We start from the raw sequence: 19,831 nt of genomic DNA on the forward strand, positions 1-19,831 counted from the left end.
ATCAGTTGACCACTACAACCCCGGCCCATCAAATCGCAGACGAAGACGCCCTAAAGCGTCTTTTTCGCCCCCGCTTGCCTACCCACGCAACCACCCCGATATCGAACGAGCATCTGGAAACCCCGCCACCTCAACCCCCACTAACCCCCGGCACCCGCCCCCGCCACGGCCGCACCCGCTCCAACTGCCCAGCCAACCCCAACAACACCCCTTCCTCCCCAAACCGCCCAGCAAAATGCGCCCCCATAGGCAGCCCCGCAGCGCTCCAGTAGAGCGGCACCGACATCGCCGGCTGACCACTCGCATTAAACAACGCGGCAAAGGGCGAATACCGATGCGACCGCTCGATCATGTCCTCAAGGCTCAGGCTCATGTCCGGCACCACAAGCTCACCAATGCGTGCCGGCTCGCGTGTCAGCACGGGCGAGAGGATCACGTCGTAGTCCTGCATGAACGTCGCCAGTTGACGGCCCAGAGCATGAATCCATTCGACGGCGGCAGCGTATTGCGCGCCACTGACGCTGCCTTTGTCGCGCAGGATGATGCGTGTGCGGGCTTCCAGTTCGGCGTCCTGCACGTCAAAACCTCGCATGCGGCCGAGCATGTCGACGTGGTTGCGGGTGTTGGCGCCGATGATGGTGAAGACGTGGTCGAGGAGTTCTGGTAATACCACGGGCAGGCTGACCGGTTCGATGCGGTGCCCGAGTGACTCGCACAATTGTGCGGCCTCGCGCACGGCGGTCAGGCTTTCGGGCGAGGTTGGCCAGGTGCCTGATTGTTCGATGAGCGCAATGCGCAGGGGGCCGGGGTCGCGTTGGGCGGCGCTGACGTAAGACAGGCTCTGGACCGGGCCTGCGTAAGGCGCGCCGAGGTCCATGCCGGCTGTGGCGTCGAGCAGGGCTGCGCTGTCGCGTACGGTCAGGGTGATGGCGTGCGCAGTGCTCATGCCGGCCCAGCCTTCGCCGACCATGGGGCCGGAGGGCATCAGGCCGCGACTGGGTTTGAAGCCGAACACGCCGCAGCAGGACGCCGGCAGTCTCAATGAGCCACCGCCGTCGTTGCCGTGGGCAAAGGGCACCACCCGCGCGGCGACGAGTGCGGCAGCCCCGCCGCTTGAGCCTCCGGCGCTGTGCTCAAGGTTCCAGGGGTTACGGGTCGCGCCGAAGCGTGTGGACTCGGTGGAATAGGACGTGCCGAATTCTGGTGAGGTGGTCGTGCCGGCAAGCACGCAACCGGCACGCCTCAGGCGGCTGACCACTTCGGCTTCAAAGGGGGCGCGAAACTCGCCCATGGCCAGGGAGCCATTGCTCATCCGTGCGCCGTGGACCGGGGTAAACAGGTCTTTGATGAGCGTCGGTACGCCGGCGAAAACGCCTTGGCTTTTTGCAGCGTCCAGCGCTGCGCTGCGGGCCGAGTCGTACAGCCGCTCGGCAACGGCGTTGAGCTGCGGTTCGACGTGCTCGATGCGCTGAATCACTGCCTCCAGCAAATCAATCGGCTGGACCTCGCCGCGCCGGACCCATTCGGCCAGGCCGGTCGCGTCTTCATCGTTCAACAAATTCTGAATGTCTTTCATGTGAAGGTTCCTGATAATTGAAAAGCTCGTCTATCTCGCAATCGCCTTAAAAACTGTGGCCCACACGTAACGCCACGGTGTAACCCTCGGAACGGTTGCGCGCATCGAACTCCTTGTAGAGGTGAAACCACGCCGCTGGCATGCCAGGCGTGAAGTAGCTGATCGCGGGGCCGGCAGCGACTACTCGGGCGCGGTTGCCGGTTTGCAGCCCGGGCGCATCGTCATCGGAGAATTGCCGGTAATAGAACCCGCCCAGCCCCAGCGTGAAAGGCCCTGCGTGCTGGCCCACGGCGAACTCGTGACGGTATTCGACGCCGTTCTTGTAGTCGGTCGCAGGGTTGCGGGTGTTGAAGTCCGTCTGAAAACTGCTGGACACTTCAAAGCCGCTGTCGGTGATATAGGTCGCGTTGAAAGTGGGAGAAAACGTCCAGTGATTCACCCCCGGCGAGAACACACGACTCTTGTCGTAGTCGCCGGTGGGCGCCTGAACCTGCATCCGCGCGTTCACGAACAGGTTGGGCGAAAGGTCCCATTGCAGAATGAGCGGCGACACTGAAATGTCGGCCATCCTGAACGGATCCGCCTTCAGGTCCAGCGGGCCGCCAGGCGTCTGCACCCGAAAAGAGCCATCCATCTGGAAGAACGGTAATGCAACGCTGTAGCCATAGCGCGCGCCCAGTATTCTGTAATCGGTCATGCGAAAGTACGCGACGCCGATGGACAGAACGTCCAGCGAAAAATTGTTGTCCAGCGAGCGACCGTGGCGGTCTTTTTGCACATTGGCCGAATAGAACGCTACACGCATTCCCAATGTGCCCACGGGCGTCGACGCAGGCAGCATGCCAGCGCCGAAATCGTAAACGCCGAAAGACGTAGTGGGTGCGCCGTTTTCGGTTGCCTGAACCGTAGCACCAAGGCTCATCAGGCCGAGCGTCAAGAAAGTGAAGCGTCTGATTTTGGAATTATTGTTATGACTCATCGCATGCCCCTGACCACGAAGGTGGTGGGGCTATGCTATTGAGTCATGCTGTGTGCCGTTATCCGTTTTCAGCAAAGATGCGTGCGCTGTAACGTCTGCGAGGGTGTTTCCCCGAACAGCGTCCGGTAGTCACTGGAAAACCGGCTCAGGTGCCAGAAACCCCAGCGCGCGGCGACCGTCTGTACGAGTTCGACCCGGCTGCTTTCGCGCAACTCACGCCTCGCTGCGTTGAGGCGCAACGTGCGCAGAAAGGCCACAGGGTTGATGCCCAGCGTCTCCTGAAAACAGTACTGCAGTTTGCGGCGACTGGTGCCGATGTGATTGCACACATCGAGGATGGACAGTGGTTCGTCCAGATGCGCCAAGGCATAATCTCGGGCCCGATCCACCATTTTCTTGCGCGCCGTGGGGTTGAGCGGCGGCGCCTCATCAGGCGCCACCAGCTCCAGTACCTGCAACATCACAGCATCGCGAATGCCCCGCCGGATCGAATCGTACTCAAGCTTCTGCAAGCACGCCTGCTCACCATTCAACAGGTTATCGAACAACGCAGCGAACCTCGTGCGAACCGTTGGATCGGCCAAACGGTAACACTTGGGAAGATCGGTAATTTCAAAACGACTGCCCTGACGCTCCAGCGCATGAGCCAGGGCACCCTCTTCGATCGCCACCCCCAGGGCATCCAGTTGCAGCGGCGTACTCAATTCCGGAAGATTCTCGCCATGCGCGACGATCAGGCTGGGCTCCTGAAGCGTGTGCCCGGCGCAGAAAGCCGGACCGTTGGCGCTCAACGGCAGCGCAAAAATAATCGCCCCCTTCCAGGCCATGCCACTCTTGACCAAGGCCTGATTAGAGCGGTCGCGGACCAGTTGCAGCCAGTCCGAGCGAAACTCCGTCAGTTCGCCTTCAAAGCCACCGGGCGTCACTTGATCGTACCGAACCTGCCAGCCGCTGAGGTTACGACCGTGCTCGTCGATGTCGCAGGTTTGAAAACGCCCTAGATGAGGCAGTGCTGCCGCTTGGTTCGAAGCAGGGTTTATCGCCATATTATTGTGATTCATCGGCCTTGCCCTTAAATACGTTTCAAGGTCACAGGACAGGTGGAGGCAAGTTTCATTCCGGTTGCACAGGGCTTGTGGGATTTGTGTCCAGAGTGGCGGCTCTCCTTTCTCGGATGGAGAATATTCCATGGCCGAAGCTTATAATTCGGATGTTACTCGTATACACACCAGCGTCGTTAAAGAGGTACGTCCATGACAGGCTATAGGCTTTTAACAAACTTATTTACCGCAGCTTCGCTGTGTACACTCTTGGCCCATGGCGCCATCGCCCAGTCAAGTACGAAGGCGATGCCGACGGACAGCATTCGTGTCTATGACGCGCTGTCAAACGGAACATCGGTAACGCTGGGAGACACGATGAAACTCTCTCGCACGTCTGCACAATTTTCTCTACTGAAAGGGGAAATGAAACTTAAATATTCTGACGTATGGAAGAACAGCGATAATACTGAATTCGGCGGAGACGTCTATCAGGTGCTGAACGCCGATGAATTTTTCTCATTGAACAAAGGCAAGAACGGCTTTTGTGACAAGCCGGTCCGGTGGGTGACTATCAGGAATTTGAACGACAGCCTTGGCGAAGGGGCTATCCGCGTTGGCATGCTGAGCATCGACGACTGGCGCACCTATAATACCAACTCACTCGGCGCATGCAGCGCAGACTCGTTCACCTTGAAATAACCCCCCTGAATTTCCCACGCGTCTTGCTTGAGTCATGCTTTTCGGGCATTACTCACTGGGCGCGTGATCGTCGTTCGCCTCGGGGATCGAGATGCCTGGCGTGCTGCGCATCAGTTCGATGACTGCATCGTAGTCGTCCATTGTCATGCTGCGGATCGTGGTCATCGGGCAAGCTCAACCTGCTGTTTCAAAGGCCGAACAGATTGGCAGAGCCCTTCGCTACGCTCATGACAACGCTTTCACAGCCTGGCTATCAGAGCCTGCCTATCACCCTCTAACGTTCTTTCTATTAGAAATATTCACCAAGAAGGCTAATCTAGGAATGCATCGGCGCAGGCCGTGCGGTTTTACCCTGATAAGGAGATAAGAATGAGCTCAAGTTCGCTGTGCACGTTGTGGGCTCGCACCGCAGTAATCTGATGATCGCTGTGCGACGTATCTGTAGAGCTGGCGCGATCGCTGATCGGGCTGCCGGTATGAATCCCGTGCTGTTGAGTTCCGTCATCGCTGTCTGAAGCCCCCCGAGTGGGCTGGATGGCCGGATGCAAATGACAAAAAGGTGTATCAAGCATGTCAACTGAATCGAAATGCCCCTTCAACCACGCTGCCGGCGGCGGCACCACCAACCGTGACTGGTGGCCCAAGCAGCTGAATCTGAAGATTTTGCACCAGCATTCTTCGCTCTCCGACCCGATGGGCGAGGACTTTGACTATGCCAAGGAGTTCAAGAGCCTGGACTTCGAAGCGGTCAAGCAAGACCTGCGCGACGTAATGACCCGGTCGCAGGACTGGTGGCCGGCGGATTTTGGCCACTACGGCCCGCTGTTCATTCGTATGGCCTGGCACAGCGCCGGTACTTACCGCACCGGTGATGGTCGTGGCGGCGCGGGCGCCGGTCAGCAGCGGTTTGCGCCGCTCAATAGCTGGCCTGACAACGTCAGCCTGGACAAGGCGCGTCGCCTGATCTGGCCGGTCAAGCAGAAGTACGGCCGCAAGATTTCCTGGGCCGACCTGATCGTGCTCACCGGTAACGTGGCGCTGGAGTCCATGGGCTTCAAGACCTTCGGTTTTTCCGGTGGTCGCCCGGATGTCTGGGAACCGGAAGAAGACGTGTACTGGGGTTCCGAAACCACCTGGCTGGGTGGCGAAGAGCGCTACGGCGCGCAGAAGAAAATGCAGCAGCCGGGCGACGGCACCCTGGTGGCCGAGCCTGAGAACCACGCGAACGAAGAAAGCCGCACCGCCAGTGGCGAACGTAATCTGGAAAACCCGCTGGCCGCCGTGCAGATGGGCTTGATCTATGTGAACCCGGAAGGCCCTGAAGGCGTGCCGGACCCTGTCGCTTCGGCGAGGGATATCCGCGAAACCTTCGGCCGCATGGCCATGAATGACGAAGAGACCGTGGCGCTGATCGCCGGTGGTCACGCCTTCGGCAAGACTCACGGTGCCGGCCCGGCCGACAACGTGGGTCCAGAGCCGGAAGCAGCGGGTCTTGAGCAACAGGGCTTTGGCTGGAGCAACAAATTTGGCACCGGTAAAGGTGGCGACACCATCACCAGTGGCCTGGAAGTGACCTGGACCTCGACGCCTACCCAATGGAGCAACGAGTACCTGGAAAACCTCTTTGCCTTCGATTGGGAACTGACCAAGAGCCCGGCCGGCGCGCATCAGTGGACGCCTAAAAACGGCGCTGGCGCTGGCAAGATTCCGGATGCCCACGACCCGAGCAAACGCCATGCACCGAGCATGCTGACCTCTGACCTGGCGCTGCGTTTCGACCCGGCCTACGAGCAGATTTCTCGCCGCTTCCTGGCCAACCCCGAGCAACTGGCCGACGCGTTCGCACGTGCCTGGTTCAAGCTGACTCACCGCGACATGGGCCCACTGGCCCGCTACCTCGGCCCGGAAACACCGACCGAAGAGCTGTTGTGGCAGGACCCGATTCCAGACGTCACTCATCCGCTGGTGGATGATCAGGATGTTGCCGCGCTCAAGGGCAAGATTCTCGACTCGGGGCTTTCGGTGTCACAACTGGTTTCAACCGCATGGGCGGCAGCTTCCACCTTCCGCGGCTCTGACAAGCGCGGCGGTGCCAATGGCGGGCGTCTGCGTCTTGCGCCGCAGAAGGACTGGGCGGTCAACCAGCCTGCACAACTGGCGAACGTGCTGAGTACGCTTGAAAGTATTCAGAGCGAGTTCAACGCAGCTCAATCGAACGGCAAGAAAGTGTCCATTGCCGACCTGATCGTGCTGGCCGGTAGTGCAGGCGTCGAGCAGGCGGCGAAGAACGCAGGTCAGCAGGTAACGGTTCCGTTCACAGCGGGCCGGGCCGATGCGTCTCAAGAGCAGACAGATGTCGAGTCGTTCAGCTTCCTTGAGCCGATCGCCGATGGCTTCCGCAACTATCAGAAAGGGCGTTACAAGGTATCGGCCGAGTCGCTGCTGGTCGACAAGGCGCAACTGCTGACCTTGACTGCGCCAGAGATGACTGTGCTGCTGGGCGGCTTGCGGGTCTTGAATATCAACGTCGGGCAGAGCAAGCACGGTGTGTTCACCGACAAGCCGGAAACCCTGACCAACGACTTCTTCAAGAACCTGTTGGACATGGCTGTCGAGTGGAAAGCGACTTCGGGTGCCAACGACACCTTTGAAGCACGTGACCGCAAGACCGGCGAAGTGAAGTGGACCGGCTCTCGTGTCGATCTGGTGTTCGGTTCACACGCTCAACTGCGTGCGATTTCCGAGGTGTACGGCAGCGCGGATGCGCAAGAAAGGTTTGTCAAAGACTTCGTGGCCGTCTGGACCAAGGTAATGAACCTGGACCGTTTCGACCTCGCTTGATGCGCTAGCTGTGTTTTGAGTACAAAAATAACGCCTCCCCTGTGGAGGCGTTTTTTTTGCGCACTGATCGGCGCGCCGTCAGCGGCTCATCATGCTGGCTGCCTGCTCCGTGGCTTCGGTGGTTCTGGTGGCCAGCTTGCGCACCTCATCGGCCACAACCGCAAAGCCCCGCCCTGCCTCACCGGCACGTGCCGCTTCAATGGCCGCATTGAGCGCCAGCAGGTTTGTCTGGCTGGCGATGCTCTGGATGGTGCCCACAATCTGAGTAAGCTGGGCGATGTTCTCTTCCAGATTTTTCTGATGATGAGCTTCGGTTTCCCGGAGGGCATCTTGCTCATGCTTCAAATGCACATCCACCAATGCCCCTACCACCCTCAGCGGCGTACCTTCCGGGGTTCGGCGGGTCTGACCGCGTGCGCGAAACCAGCGGTACTCGCCGGTTTTCATTTTTAAACGGTATTCGATATCGAAAGGTGTCTTGCCCGAGCGATCATTCAAATGGGTGCCGAAGGCCGTCAGGCTTCTTTCCTTGTCTTCCGGGTGCAGCCGTGATGCCCAGCTGTCCAGCACGTCAGGAAACTCTTCGACTGTTTCAAAACCAAGCAGACGTCTGAACTGCGGCGACCACCAGAAAGGGTTTCTGGCATTGACCGGATCACCCGCAATCACTTCCATGTCCCACAGACCGTCGGAGAGCATTTCGCGGGCCAGTTCGAAGCGGGTAATGATCACGTCATGTTCGAGGTCACGCTCAAGCTCATCGTGAATATCACGAAGGGAGCCGGCGACACGCAAGGGCGTGCCACGAGCGTCTCGTAATGTTTCACCCTGGGCGTAGAACCAGCGATACGTGCCGTTCTTCATGGCCAGGCGATTCTTGATCCGATACGGCGTGTTACCCGAGCGGTCGTTGAGGTGCTTGGCAAAGGCGTCCAGCGTGGCCTGTTTATCCTGCGGATGAAGCCGGTCGGCCCAGCTGGCCAGCACGTTGGGGAAGTCTCGCTCGTCATTGAAGCCCAGAAGCGAACGCAGTTGCTGAGACCACCAGAATCGATTGTTCGGGTTGACCGGATCACCCGCAACCACCTCCATGTCCCAGAGACCTTCACTGGAAGCGCGGTTGACCAGATCAAACCGTGTTTCGTAAGCAGTCGCCGACGCGGAAGCCTCGCCGAGAAGATGGCGGGCGGTTTCAAGCTCTTGCTCAAGCTCGGCAATACGCTGTTCGTTCATACGGCGCTGGCTGCTCAGCGAACGCCAGCATTCAAGTACGGTGTTTTCTTCTGCGCAGCCTCTTACAACCGGCTCGCCAGAACCGTTGAGCGAGGCAATAAGTTGGTGAAGGGCTTTTCTGTCGCGACGCGGGCGGAATAAATGGAGCATACAGTGGACTCTCAAAATAAGTCAGATTTGCCGAGTCCCTGGCATGTCAGTTCTTTATCGACATGCCGTGCGGTTTCTGTATGTCAGATTGTGATCAGAGGGTGGACACTCGATCCAGAATCAACTTCACGGCCTGCTGATCGGTTTGCGCCTCCGCCATCAACTCCGCTACCCACCCGCAACCGGACTTCTCCAGATGAACTCGCCAATCGCCGGGACATTGCTCAAGTTCGGCCAGGTTCAGGAATATGCAGCCACCCCGCTCAGCGTGCCCGCCAGTAATTGACTGTTCAAAACAGAACGGCTTATCGGTCCCGGATGTATCGACACTGAATGCATACACATCGTGTTTCGGGTCCTCAAGCGATGGCGCGCAATTGCGCTGACTTATCAGTTTCAACATTTACCGATGCCCCCTGGCTATATGAGTTGAGATTACCATTCCCTACGCTCACCCCCGCGCCCCAAACCTGCGCAACACCACCACCCCCAACAACGCCGAAAACACCGACCCGATCAACACGCCCACCTTGACCTCGTCCACCAGTGCCGGCGCGCCCGGGAAGGCCAGTGCGCCGATGAACAGGCTCATGGTGAAACCGATCCCGCACAGTGCCGCGACGCCGTAAAGCTGACCCCAATTACTGCCGTCAGGCAAGCGTGCCAGGCCGGCGCGGATGGCCAGTGCCGCAAGGGCGAAGATGCCGACCTGTTTGCCGATCAACAACCCCAGCGCGACGCCCAGCGGCACCGGGTCTACCAGTTTGTCGACGGTGATACCGGCCAGCGACACGCCCGCATTGGCGAACCCGAAGATCGGTACCACAGCAAAAGCGACCCACGGGTGCAGTTTCTCTTCCAGATGAAGCAGTGGCGAGCTGGCTTCTTCATCAGCTTTGCCGAGCGGAATGCACAGCGCCAGGGCCACACCTGCAAGGGTGGCGTGAATGCCGGACTGGAGCATGAAAAACCATAGCAGCGCGCCGATGAGCAGGTACGGCAACAGCTTTTTAACGCCCAGACGGTTCAGCGCCACGAGTACGGCGATGGAGCCCAGCGCCGCCAGCAGCATGGGGATGGACAGATCACTGGTGTAGAACAGCGCGATGATCAATACCGCGCCGAGGTCATCGAGAATCGCCAATGCCGACAGGAAGATTTTCAGGGACAACGGTACGCGTTTGCCGAGCAGAGAAAGCACACCCAGGGCAAAGGCGATGTCGGTCGCAGCCGGGATGGCCCAACCGCCGATGGTTTCTGGCTGGCCCCAGTTGAATGCCACGTAGATCAACGCCGGCACCACCATGCCACCCAGCGCCGCAAAGCCCGGCAAGGCGCGCTGACTCCAGGACGCAAGCTGGCCTGCCAGCATTTCGCGTTTGATCTCAAGGCCCACCAGCATGAAGAAGATTGCCATCAGGCCGTCGTTGATCCAGTGCTCTACCGACATGCCGGCGAGCACGGTGTGCAGCGCTGCAAAATAGCTGTCAGCCAACGGCGAATTGGCGACGATCAGGGCAGCCAGTGCAGCCGCCATCAAAATCAGACCGCCAGCGGCTTCGGCGGCGAAAAAGCGCTTGATGAACGCCAGCGCGTTCGGGGATTCGGTACGGGGGGTGGGGTTGTGCATGAGGGGCTCCGCGGGGTACAGCGAAAAAAGGCCGCAACTTTACCACTCGCAGAGCCTGTCGAAGCGCAGGTAAACCTGAGGATACAAATTAACGCACACGCCAGTCATCGCTCGAAGAATCAGGGCTCTGGCCAATCAGCAGAGAGCCCTGCCCGCCTCACTTCTTGACGGTTTCTTCAAGGGTGAATCGGCCCAGCGGGTTCTGACCGAAGTGCTCGATGTTCTTGCGTGAAACACTGATGTAAGGGCTGTAGTACAGGTCGATCCAGTTGACGTCGGCTTTGGCCATTTTCTGCAGGTCGATGTACATCTGCTCACGCTTTTTGGGGTCCATTTCCACCCGCGCAGCAGCGACCAGTTCCTTGACCTTCTCGTTCTTGTAACGGGTCATGTAGTTATTGTTGGTGTCGTGACCGAGCACGAACGTGGTTTTCTGGTCCGGGTCGAGAATGTCGTTAGTCCAGTACATCACGGAAATATCGTAATCACCGTCGATCAGCATCTGCCAGCTCTGGCTCGGATCAACCTTCTGCAGCGTCGTGGTCACGCCGACCTTGGCCAGTTGCTGCTGAAGCATGACCGAGATCTGCTCATCGACTTCGTTGCCCGCATTGACCACATAGTTGAGTTTCAGGTCAGAGGCACCGGCATCGGCCAGCATCTTTTTGGCTTTGACCGGGTCGTAGGGGCGTTGCAGATTATCGGCGTAATGATACAGCGCACCTTTGGGGATGTAGGAATTGGCCACCGTACCCTGCCCGAAAGTGGCGGCATCAATCAGCGATTTCTTGTCGATGGCCATGTCCAGTGCCTGGCGTACTTCCGGCTTGGCCAGCGCGCCGTGTTCGTGGTTGATCAACAAGTGATCTTCGCGGGTGGACGGGTCCAGATGCACCACCAGATCAGGGTTCTTCTTCAGATTTTCGATCCGAGAGAAGGGCACCAGAATCGCGGCGTCCAGCTCGCCCTTCTGGACCATCAGTACGCGCGTGTTGTCATCCGGTACCGAGATCCACTCGACACCATCCAGGCTGACGCTCGGCGCCTCCCAGAAGTTGGGGTTTCTGGCCAGAATCACCCGGTCACCACGCCGCCATTCTTTCACCGTGAAGGCGCCGGAGCTGACAGGCTTTTCGGCGTAAGCCTCTTCGCCCAGGGTTTTCATGGCCTTCTCGGAGAGGATCGAGACGTTTGGCAAGGCCAATTGCGAGAGGAACGAAGCTGAAGGATTTTTCAGCGTGATGACCAGTGTATGCGGATCGGTCGCGACGACTTTGTCGATGATCTTGTAGGAATCGCTCCACAGCGAGCCTTTATCGTCGCGAATTCGCAGCAGGCTGAACACCGCATCACTGGCGGTCAGCTCAGAACCATCAGAGAACTTCGCCTCACGCATCTTCAGCGTATAGGTCAGGCCATCAGGCGAGATCGACCAGCTTTCCGCCAGCCCCGGCAACAGCTTGGTGCCTTTGTCGTCCACCCGGATCAGCACGTCGTAGACGTTGGAAAATACCCAGTTGTCGATGTTCTGCGCGCTTTTGATCGGGTCGAAGGTGGTGCCGTCTTCACGACGGCCGATGGTCAGCACGCCCGCGGCTTCTGCCACACCCGCTGCCAGGGAACAGGCCGCCAACATAGCGACGGTCAGCATTTTCATTGGTCGAGCTTTCATACACATGAACTCCTTGCCGGTGTCGGGACAAATGTTGTTGTCAGTCGGATCAAAAAACGGGCGCATCGAGTACGCAGTCATAGCGTTGTTCACCGACATAGCGGGTCGGCGGCGCAACGCTGCAACAGGTGGGCCGGGCAAAACGGCAGCGCGGATGAAACGCGCAGCCATCAGGCAGATGCAGGGGGCTTGGCGGCTCGCCCTGCAACGGCTCGCTGGGCAATGGGCGATCCGGATCAATCTCCGGGATCGCCTGGATCAGCGCAGCGGTGTAGGGATGGCGCGGCCTGAGAAAGACGGCTTCGACCGGGCCTTCTTCAACGATCTTGCCCAGATACATCACCGCCACCCGGTCGCACAGCCGCCGCACAATGGCCAGGTCGTGGGCGATGAACAGAATCGCCAGGTTCATGCGTTCACGCAGTTCCAGCAGCAGGTTGATGATCTGCCCCTGAATCGACACGTCCAGCGCTGCCACGCATTCGTCGGCAATGATCAGCCGCGGCTCGATGGCCAGTGCGCGGGCAATGCCGACACGCTGACACTGCCCGCCGCTCAATGCACCGGGCTTGCGCTCGGCAAACTCGGCGCGCAGGCCGACCATGTCGAGTAACTCGATGACCCGCGCAGGAATGTCGGATGCCGCGACCTTGCGCTGCACTTTAAGCACCTCGGCCAGCGTGGCACCGACGGTCATGCGCGGGTTGAGCGAGGAAGACGGGTCCTGAAAGACCATCGCCGTTTCACTGCGCAGACGCTGTAAATTGATGCCGCTGCCCTGCGCCACGTCAACATCGTCGAAGACGATTTGCCCTGAGGTAATGTCGTTCAGGCGCAGAATCGCGCGGCCCAAGGTGCTCTTGCCGCTGCCCGACTCGCCGACCAGGCCCAGCGTTTCGCCCGCTGAAATGCTCAGTGACACACCGTTGACGGCATGGACCCAGCGCTTGTTCAGGCCCGTGAAACCCGAGCCGGGCGCTGCAAAGCGTACGACCAGATCGTTGACGTTCAACAGGCTGGGGCCGCTCATGAAAGCGCTCCTTGCCTGTCTGCCAGCGGATAGTGACACGCCGCAGCATGCGCAACGCCCATCGGGCGCATCAGCGGCAGCGTTTCGGCGCAGCCTTGGCCGGCATGGCCACAGCGCGCATGGAAGCGGCAGCCGCTGGGCAGCGCGTCGAGCAAAGGCGGCTGGCCGGGAATGGTGCGCAACAGGCCGCTGCCCGCGCTGCTGGCGGGCTGGCACTCGATCAGGCCGTGGGTGTATGGGTGTCTGGCGCGGGCCAGCACATCGCGCTTGCTGCCGTGTTCGCACAGGCGACCGGCGTACATCACAGCAATGGAGTCGCAGGTTTGCGCCACCACGCCAAGGTCGTGGGTGATCATGATCAACGACAGCCCGTGACGATCACGCAAGTCCAGCAGCAGACGCAGAATCTGCGCCTGCACGGTCACGTCCAGCGCGGTGGTCGGTTCGTCGGCGATCAACACCTGCGGGCCGCAGCCCAGGGCGACGGCAATCATCGCCCGCTGGCGCATGCCGCCGGAAAACTCGTGGGGAAAGTTATCCACACGCGAAGCCGGATCAGGAATGCCGACCTGACGCAGCAGGTCAATCGCCTGGGCCCGCGCTTCGCGCTTCGATGAGCCCTGATGCAGCCGAAAGCCCTCGGCGATCTGCTCGCCGATACGCATCAAAGGGTCCAGATGGCCGCTTGGGTTCTGGAAAATCATGCCGATCCGGCGTCCGCGCATGGCGCGCATTCCGGCTGCATCGAGTTTCAGCAGATCAACGTCGTCGAGTAGCACCGAGCCGCCACGCACCTGCAGGTCCGGCGACGGCATCAATTGCATCAGTGCCCGGCAGGCCATGGTCTTGCCGGAGCCGCTTTCGCCGACCAGCCCGAGAATCTCGCCCTGATGCAGGTCGAACGACAAGCGATCGACCAGCGTCACCTCACGGCCACGATGCCTGGCCACATTGCTGGCTACCACACTCATCTCGCTGACTTTCAGCACCGGCGTACTCATCGACGCTCTCCCAGTGTTTCGGCCACGCCGTCGGCCAGCAGGCTGAAGCCCATGGCCAGTGTCACGATGGCGAGGCCTGGAAAGGTGCAGATCCACCAGGCCGAGGTCAGAAACGCCTGCCCCTCGGCAACCATCGTGCCCCACTCGGCCAACGGCGGTTGCACGCCCAGGCCCAGGTAGCTGACCGACGCGCCACTGAGCAACACCAGCACCGCATCGGACATGGAAAACACAATCGAGCCGAACATCGCGTTGGGCAGCAGATGGCGAAACAGAATACGCAGGTGACCAAAGCCCAGGCTCTTGGCCGCCAGGGCGAAATCGCTTTCCTTGAGGACCAGAATCTGTGAGCGAATAAGCCGCGCATAAGACACCCAGCCCACCAGCGCCATGGCGATGTAAAAGCTGCTCAGGCCCGGCCCGAGAATGGCGATGATCGCCAGCATCAAGACCAGAAACGGGAACGCCAGAACGATGTCGATGAGGCGCATACACAGGTTGTCGAATCGGCCACCGATATAGCCCGATAATGCACCGACAAAGGTGCCGATCATGAACGGGAACACCACCCCGATCACGCAGATCTGCAGGTCGACGCGCGCCGCCCAGATCACTCTGGACAGAATATCGCGGCCAAAATTGTCGGTGCCGAACGGGTGTGCGAGGTGTGGCGCGAGCAGGCGCAGTTCGGTGTTCTGATAAATCGGATCGTAGGGTGCCAGCCAAGGGGCGAAGAGTGCCAGCAGCAACCACACGCCAAGCAGCGCACCACCCGAGAGCATCGCCAGCCGGCCATTGCGCAAGCGCAGACGCAGTCGCGAACGCCACTGCGGACGAAGATGAGCCTGAGCGACGCTCATTTGATGTTCACCCGCGGGTCTATCGCGACCGTGGCCACATCGGCGAGGAAGTTGACGATCACCGTGGCACAGGCCAGCACCATCGCCACACCCTGCACCACCATGTAATCGCGACTGAAAATGCCGCGCACCAACAACTGACCGATGCCGGGGATGGCAAACAGGCTTTCGATAACCACCGTGCCGCTGATAAGCCAGCCGATATTCACTGCCAGCAGGTTGATCGAGGGCACCAGCGAGTTAGGCAGCACGTGACGGCGAAACAGCGCGCCTTCACTGACCCCGCGTGCCCGTGCTGCCGTGACGTGATCGGCTTGCAGCTCCATGAGCATGCTGGCGCGCAGGTTGCGGACCAGCACGGCAGACAGCGCAAGGGCGATGGTCAGGCACGGCAGCACCATGTGATGCAGCTTGTCCAGCCAGTCGCTGCCGTAGCCCGACACCGGAAACCAGTCAAGCCGCACACTGAACAGCAGGATCAGCATGATGCCCAGCCAGAACGCCGGCATGCCCAGCCCGGTGGTGGTGAAAACGCGTATCAGGTTATCGCCCCAACTGCCTTTGTTGCGCGCAGCGACCGTCGCCAGTGGCACAGCAATGAGCAAGGCCAGCAGAACGCTGCCGATCACCAGAAATAATGTCGGTTCCAGGCGTGTACCGATCAGCTTGAGCACGTCGATCTTGTACAGCAGCGACTTGCCCATATCACCCTGAAACAGGTTTTTCATGAAGTACAGGTACTGCGTCCACATCGGCTGATCCAGGCCGTACTGGGCGCGGATATTGGCCAGTGCGTCCGGTGTGGAACGGGCACCCAGCAGGATGCGCGCCGGATCACCGGGGATCGAACGCACCAGAATGAAGGTCACCAGGCTGATGCCGAACAGCACGGGCAGCAGTTGCAGCGGACGCTGGAGGATGAAGCGATAACGACCCGGATTCATCAGACGCCCCGATGCTGTGACAGAAGTTTCAGCAGAACCGGAAAGTACGCCGCAGCCCTTTCCACGCAAAAGGGCAAGGCGAAGTTGTAGTCGAACATTCGCCATTCGTCGAATTTGATCGTTTTTTGCTCACCTGGCCCACTCTCATCCCTCATCACACTGCACCTTTGCGGCCATGGCTCATGACATCAACCCTACCGTGCAGCGCGACGGCAGACATCTAGCAATTCTTATAGGTTTTACAGGACTGACAGCCGATTGGACGCAAGCGTGGCACTGTCCTTGCTAATTGCTATATTAAGACCCCAGATTGGTTCAATGACAAAGGAGGTCATGCCATGCATATCAGGTTGTCGGATTTCAATTCGCGTCTGCAATCGGCATCTACGCTGGATCAGCAAATGGATTGCGCCCTGCTGCTGGCATCGGATATGGGGTTCGATGCTGTGATTTACGATTACAGCCCGGTGCCCGTGTCCCATGATGGAGCACTGATTACCCCGTCGTTGCTGTCATTGCGCAACACGCCCGCCGACTGGCATGCGCTTTGGTGCAGTCAGGGTTATTACCAGATAGATCCGGTGCAACACCTGGCCGTCGCCAGCGTCTCGCCTTTCGTATGGTCCTATCAGCCCAGAGCCGAGACGGTGCTGCAAACCTTCCTCACTGACATGCACAAGCCGGTGGTGCGTTATCTGCACGATTCACACATGACGTGTGGCCTGACCGTGCCCATTCACATGCCCAAGGGCGGTTTTGCGACCCTGACAGGCTTGTGTTCTGACAGCAGCGATGTGGCACTGGAAGATGCCCGGCAGAGCCTGGCGGAATTCGGCCTGCTGGCTCATGCGTTTCAGGAAGTCGCCTACCCGCTGTTTGACCAGAAGATGCGTTCCTGCAACGCCATCAAGCTGACCCGGCGTGAACGCGAGTGCCTGAGCTGGTCGGCAGAAGGCCTGACGGCCAGAGAAATCGCCGACCAACTCAACCGCTCGGTCGCGACCGTCACACTGCATCTGAATTCGGCCATGCAGAAACTGGGCGCCAAAAACCGAGTTCAGGCGGTGGTACGTGCCGTTCACTACCGTTTACTCGACCACTGACCGGTTTATTGGCCAAAACCTATTACTTTCTATAGTTATTAAATGCCGCGCACAGCGCTAAGGTGCCCCGAACTATCCAGCAGGGACCGCCGACATGGCAGATATGGCAGACATGACGATCAAGGAAGGTTTTGCGCCCTTTGGCGACTATCAAACGTGGTATCGCATCACCGGCGACCTGCGTGGCGGCGGCACACCGCTGGTCATCCTGCACGGCGGCCCTGGCTGTACCCATGATTACGTGGACTCGTTCAAGGACATCGCCAATACCGGTCGCGCGGTGATCCACTACGATCAACTGGGCAACGGAAAGTCGACCCATCTGCCGGACATGGGCAGCGAGTTCTGGACAGTCGATCTGTTCCTGAGCGAGCTGGACAACCTGCTTGAGTATCTGGAGATCGCCGACGACTACGCGCTGCTGGGTCAATCCTGGGGTGGCATGCTGGCGTCGGAACACGCCGTACTTCAGCCGACAGGCCTGCAGGCACTGATCATCGCCAACTCGCCCGCAGACATGCACACGTGGGTCAGCGAAGCCAATCGCCTGCGCGAGGAGCTGCCCGACGACGTTCAGGCCACGTTACTCAAGCACGAAGAGGCAGGCACTTTGACTGACCCGGCGTACCTGACAGCGTCTCGGGTATTCTACGACCGCCATGTCTGCCGCATCACGCCCTGGCCAGTTGAGGTAGAACGTACATTCCACCAGATCGACGAAGATCCGACGGTGTATCGCGCGATGAACGGCCCCACCGAATTTCACGTTATCGGCACGATGAAAGACTGGAGCATTGTCGACCGCCTGTCGAACATCAACGTCCCGACCCTGGTGATTTCAGGGTTTTACGACGAGGCCACTCCACTGGTGATTCAACCTTACGTAGATAACATCCCTGACGTTCGCCAGTCGGTTTTCCAGGAATCCAGCCACATGCCCCACGTAGAAGAACGCATGGCATGCATGGGCCGCGTGGCAGATTTTCTTGACGAGGTCGCCACCTCAGGCAAAGCGTTGCCAGGCGTCAAAGCCCGTTTTGGATGATCAATGGCGCACCGCCGTGCAGTAAGCGGGAATACTTTAGTTTCCCGCGACCAGCCTTTTCCAGCACTGTTACAGGAAACAGAAACACCCTATACATCAGCACCAAGCCATTGATTAAAAACAAAAAATTGAAATATGTCGCTCATCATGAAATAACCTTCATCGCAACCCGTTAAAGCTCTACCCACTTCGGCAGAAAAACAGGTATTGGAAGGTACGTATTCACCTTCTGCCTGTTTTGCCGCCGGAGGCAACCATGAATCTTAGATCGTTAAACATTTCGCGCCGGGCCTCCTTGTGCTTCGGCATCATCACCGTACTGTTGATCGGCCTGGGAGGATTTTCCTATGTGCAGATCGACCAACTGCGCACGGCCGAGCAGAACATCGAAGAGAATTCGTTGCCCAGCATTCAGGTCGTCGATGACATCCAGATCGCTCTGCTTCACGCCCGGCTGGAAAGCATCAGAATGCTCGCCAGTACCGACCCCGCCGTGCACAGCACAGCGGAGGCAAAAGCTCGGGAAGCGATCGAGGCGCTTCGCTCAAGCAGCGAGTTCTATCGGAAAAATCTGATTTCAGGTGCGACCGACCTGGCGCAATTCGAAGACGCCAACAGCAAGATGGGGGCCTACATCGACGGCGTGAAACAGATCATCGCCATGGACAGTTCCGATCATGAAAAAGCCCTTTCCTTTGCGAACGCAGAGCAGGTCGAGCGCGCCAACGCCTATCAGGAAAAACTCACCACCCTGCGCGAGCAAAATGCCGAGGAAGCCGTAAGCTCCGGTAAAGATGCCACGGCGGTTTATAACCACAGCGTCAACGTATTACTGACTGTTGTCATTGCAGCATCGCTGCTGACGGTGGTGCTGGCAATAGCCCTGACCCGCAGCATTGTCGATCCGATCAGCGTCTCGCTGAAGCTGGCCGAAGACATCGCCGCAGGCGACCTGACCCGGCAGTTGAGCGTTGTCGGCAGCGACGAAGCATCACGGCTGATGAACGCACTGAACACGATGTCGGGAAACCTGCGCAGCACCATTCACGAAATCTCCGGCGCCTCTGCGCAACTCAGCACTGCCGCTGTCGAGATGACCTCGATCACTGAAAGTGCAGACCGGACCTTGCAACAACAGAACAGCGAGATCGAACAGGCGGCCACCGCAGTAAACGAAATGAGTGCCGCCGTGGAAGAAGTTGCTCGTAACGCTACGTCCACGTCCGAGGCCGCCAGGCAGTCGAGCCTTTCCGCCGACCTGGGCAACCAGCGTGTGACTGAAACCCTGAGCGCCATGCAAAAGCTCACCGGGCTGGTCGAAGGCTCATCGGAGCAGGTCACGGCACTCGCCGGCCAGGCGCAGGACATCAGCAAAGTATTGAGCGTGATTCGCGGCATTGCAGAACAGACCAACCTGCTGGCGCTCAACGCGGCGATCGAAGCGGCCCGTGCCGGCGAGCAGGGTCGCGGCTTTGCCGTGGTGGCGGACGAAGTGCGGGCACTGGCGCATCGCACGCAAACCTCCACGCAGGAAATAGAGCAGATGATTTCGGCGATTCAGGCCGGTTCGTCCGCGACCGTGGAGTCCATGCAAAAGAGCACACAGGAAGTTCACAGCACGCGCAAGACAGCCGAAGGTGCGGGCGAATCGCTGCGTCAGATCACCGATTCGGTGCTGGAGATCAACAACCGCAACCTGCAGATTGCCACGGCATCAGAACAACAGGCGCATGTGGCCCGTGACGTAGACCGCAGCCTGGTCAGCATCCGTGACCTGGCCGTGCAGAGCAGTGAAGGTACTCGCCAGACGCTGGTGGCCAGTAACGAACTGTCGCAGCTGGCCGTCAACCTGAACGATCTGGTACTGCGCTTCAAGACGTGATTACCGAGCCTTGCGCAGGGACAAGGCTCTTTGAAAAGTGCGTTTTTGCCAAGACACCTGCCCTGAACAAGTTCATGAAAGTTGACAGATGCGTTTAACCCATTAAATAGTTACCCAAGGATAACGACGATATTTCATGTAAG

15 protein-coding genes and 1 pseudogene are annotated in these 19,831 nt (G+C 59.2%); 5 read left to right on the forward strand and 11 right to left on the reverse strand.

The features are described from left to right. Positions 1 to 130: 130 nt before the first annotated feature. The 3 genes from PSPTO_RS23435 to PSPTO_RS23445 all read right to left on the reverse strand — a co-directional run bounded on the left by PSPTO_RS23435 (position 131) and on the right by PSPTO_RS23445 (position 3,616). Positions 131 to 1,576, reverse strand: coding sequence for an amidase (locus PSPTO_RS23435; RefSeq protein ID WP_011105036.1), 1,446 nt, complete (start codon positions 1,574 to 1,576; stop codon positions 131 to 133). 46 nt (positions 1,577 to 1,622) lie between these two features. Next, entirely contained in the window at positions 1,623 to 2,555 is a 933-nt protein-coding gene (locus tag PSPTO_RS23440) for a SphA family protein (protein WP_011105037.1), read from the reverse strand. Positions 2,556 to 2,623: 68 nt separating this feature from the next. After that, positions 2,624 to 3,616: a helix-turn-helix domain-containing protein gene (locus PSPTO_RS23445; protein ID WP_046463394.1), complete on the reverse strand. Its 993-nt coding sequence runs from the start codon at positions 3,614 to 3,616 to the stop codon at positions 2,624 to 2,626. A 192-nt stretch (positions 3,617 to 3,808) separates the two neighbouring features. Between PSPTO_RS23445 and PSPTO_RS23450 the strand changes: the two genes are divergently transcribed. Then, positions 3,809 to 4,297 (forward strand): hypothetical protein, encoded by a 489-nt coding sequence (locus PSPTO_RS23450; RefSeq protein ID WP_011105039.1) that lies wholly within the window; start codon positions 3,809 to 3,811, stop codon positions 4,295 to 4,297. A gap of 72 nt (positions 4,298 to 4,369) precedes the next feature. Here PSPTO_RS23450 and PSPTO_RS23455 read toward each other — a convergent pair. After that, a pseudogene (locus PSPTO_RS23455) lies at positions 4,370 to 4,462 on the reverse strand (GCN5 family acetyltransferase); the annotation flags it as partial. Between the two features lie 405 nt (positions 4,463 to 4,867). On the opposite strand from PSPTO_RS23455, the gene katG reads away from it, so the two are divergent. Next, complete coding sequence (gene katG / locus PSPTO_RS23460) at positions 4,868 to 7,138, forward strand: catalase/peroxidase HPI (RefSeq protein WP_011105040.1); 2,271 nt, start codon at positions 4,868 to 4,870, stop codon at positions 7,136 to 7,138. 78 nt (positions 7,139 to 7,216) lie between these two features. Here the strand turns inward: katG and PSPTO_RS30550 are convergent, their stop codons facing one another. From PSPTO_RS30550 to PSPTO_RS23495, 7 genes are all read right to left on the reverse strand, one after another. Continuing rightward, complete coding sequence (locus tag PSPTO_RS30550; protein WP_007243732.1) at positions 7,217 to 8,521, reverse strand: methyl-accepting chemotaxis protein; 1,305 nt, start codon at positions 8,519 to 8,521, stop codon at positions 7,217 to 7,219. A 451-nt stretch (positions 8,522 to 8,972) separates the two neighbouring features. Continuing rightward, positions 8,973 to 10,151 carry a Na+/H+ antiporter NhaA gene (nhaA, locus tag PSPTO_RS23470; RefSeq protein ID WP_011105042.1) on the reverse strand — a complete coding sequence of 393 codons (1,179 nt, stop codon included), beginning with the start codon at positions 10,149 to 10,151 and terminating at the stop codon, positions 8,973 to 8,975. A 157-nt stretch (positions 10,152 to 10,308) separates the two neighbouring features. Beyond that, on the reverse strand, positions 10,309 to 11,823 hold the full coding sequence (locus PSPTO_RS23475) for an ABC transporter substrate-binding protein (protein ID WP_007243735.1): 1,515 nt from the start codon (positions 11,821 to 11,823) through the stop codon (positions 10,309 to 10,311). 49 nt (positions 11,824 to 11,872) lie between these two features. Next, positions 11,873 to 12,853: an ABC transporter ATP-binding protein gene (locus PSPTO_RS23480; protein WP_011105043.1), complete on the reverse strand. Its 981-nt coding sequence runs from the start codon at positions 12,851 to 12,853 to the stop codon at positions 11,873 to 11,875. Continuing rightward, the gene (locus PSPTO_RS23485; RefSeq protein WP_011105044.1) at positions 12,850 to 13,854 is read right to left on the reverse strand and encodes an ABC transporter ATP-binding protein; all 1,005 of its coding nucleotides are present in this window, start codon (positions 13,852 to 13,854) and stop codon (positions 12,850 to 12,852) included. The genes PSPTO_RS23480 and PSPTO_RS23485 overlap by 4 nt, the downstream gene beginning before the upstream one ends. Further along, the gene (locus PSPTO_RS23490) at positions 13,851 to 14,714 is read right to left on the reverse strand and encodes an ABC transporter permease (protein WP_011105045.1); all 864 of its coding nucleotides are present in this window, start codon (positions 14,712 to 14,714) and stop codon (positions 13,851 to 13,853) included. Before PSPTO_RS23490 ends, PSPTO_RS23485 begins: the two co-directional genes overlap by 4 nt. Next, the gene (locus PSPTO_RS23495; RefSeq protein ID WP_005769341.1) at positions 14,711 to 15,658 is read right to left on the reverse strand and encodes an ABC transporter permease; all 948 of its coding nucleotides are present in this window, start codon (positions 15,656 to 15,658) and stop codon (positions 14,711 to 14,713) included. The genes PSPTO_RS23490 and PSPTO_RS23495 overlap by 4 nt, the downstream gene beginning before the upstream one ends. Before the next feature lie 338 nt (positions 15,659 to 15,996). Between PSPTO_RS23495 and PSPTO_RS23500 the strand changes: the two genes are divergently transcribed. From PSPTO_RS23500 to PSPTO_RS23510, 3 genes are all read left to right on the forward strand, one after another. Further along, positions 15,997 to 16,761, forward strand: a complete 765-nt coding sequence (locus PSPTO_RS23500; RefSeq protein ID WP_011105046.1) for a LuxR family transcriptional regulator — start codon at positions 15,997 to 15,999, stop codon at positions 16,759 to 16,761. Positions 16,762 to 16,864: 103 nt separating this feature from the next. Then, on the forward strand, positions 16,865 to 17,806 hold the full coding sequence (locus PSPTO_RS23505) for a proline iminopeptidase-family hydrolase (RefSeq protein ID WP_046463396.1): 942 nt from the start codon (positions 16,865 to 16,867) through the stop codon (positions 17,804 to 17,806). A 256-nt stretch (positions 17,807 to 18,062) separates the two neighbouring features. Further along, a complete protein-coding gene (locus tag PSPTO_RS23510) occupies positions 18,063 to 19,688 on the forward strand; it encodes a methyl-accepting chemotaxis protein (RefSeq protein WP_011105048.1) in 1,626 nt (541 codons plus the stop codon). Positions 19,689 to 19,831 lie beyond the last annotated feature (143 nt).

The sequence above is a fragment of the Pseudomonas syringae pv. tomato str. DC3000 genome (assembly GCF_000007805.1).
Taxonomy (GTDB): domain Bacteria; phylum Pseudomonadota; class Gammaproteobacteria; order Pseudomonadales; family Pseudomonadaceae; genus Aquipseudomonas; species Aquipseudomonas avellanae.

What these genes read in the sequence shown, in the direction of transcription:
- PSPTO_RS23435 (WP_011105036.1), bottom strand. Translation starts at nt 1,576, where the DNA reads ATGAAAGACATTCAGAATTTGTTGAACGATGAAGACGCGACCGGCCTG.
- PSPTO_RS23440 (WP_011105037.1), bottom strand. Translation starts at nt 2,555, where the DNA reads ATGAGTCATAACAATAATTCCAAAATCAGACGCTTCACTTTCTTGACG.
- PSPTO_RS23445 (WP_046463394.1), bottom strand. Translation starts at nt 3,616, where the DNA reads ATGAATCACAATAATATGGCGATAAACCCTGCTTCGAACCAAGCGGCA.
- PSPTO_RS23450 (WP_011105039.1), top strand. Translation starts at nt 3,809, where the DNA reads ATGACAGGCTATAGGCTTTTAACAAACTTATTTACCGCAGCTTCGCTG.
- katG (WP_011105040.1), top strand. Translation starts at nt 4,868, where the DNA reads ATGTCAACTGAATCGAAATGCCCCTTCAACCACGCTGCCGGCGGCGGC.
- PSPTO_RS30550 (WP_007243732.1), bottom strand. Translation starts at nt 8,521, where the DNA reads ATGCTCCATTTATTCCGCCCGCGTCGCGACAGAAAAGCCCTTCACCAA.
- nhaA (WP_011105042.1), bottom strand. Translation starts at nt 10,151, where the DNA reads ATGCACAACCCCACCCCCCGTACCGAATCCCCGAACGCGCTGGCGTTC.
- PSPTO_RS23475 (WP_007243735.1), bottom strand. Translation starts at nt 11,823, where the DNA reads ATGAAAGCTCGACCAATGAAAATGCTGACCGTCGCTATGTTGGCGGCC.
- PSPTO_RS23480 (WP_011105043.1), bottom strand. Translation starts at nt 12,853, where the DNA reads ATGAGCGGCCCCAGCCTGTTGAACGTCAACGATCTGGTCGTACGCTTT.
- PSPTO_RS23485 (WP_011105044.1), bottom strand. Translation starts at nt 13,854, where the DNA reads ATGAGTACGCCGGTGCTGAAAGTCAGCGAGATGAGTGTGGTAGCCAGC.
- PSPTO_RS23490 (WP_011105045.1), bottom strand. Translation starts at nt 14,714, where the DNA reads ATGAGCGTCGCTCAGGCTCATCTTCGTCCGCAGTGGCGTTCGCGACTG.
- PSPTO_RS23495 (WP_005769341.1), bottom strand. Translation starts at nt 15,658, where the DNA reads ATGAATCCGGGTCGTTATCGCTTCATCCTCCAGCGTCCGCTGCAACTG.
- PSPTO_RS23500 (WP_011105046.1), top strand. Translation starts at nt 15,997, where the DNA reads ATGCATATCAGGTTGTCGGATTTCAATTCGCGTCTGCAATCGGCATCT.
- PSPTO_RS23505 (WP_046463396.1), top strand. Translation starts at nt 16,865, where the DNA reads ATGGCAGACATGACGATCAAGGAAGGTTTTGCGCCCTTTGGCGACTAT.
- PSPTO_RS23510 (WP_011105048.1), top strand. Translation starts at nt 18,063, where the DNA reads ATGAATCTTAGATCGTTAAACATTTCGCGCCGGGCCTCCTTGTGCTTC.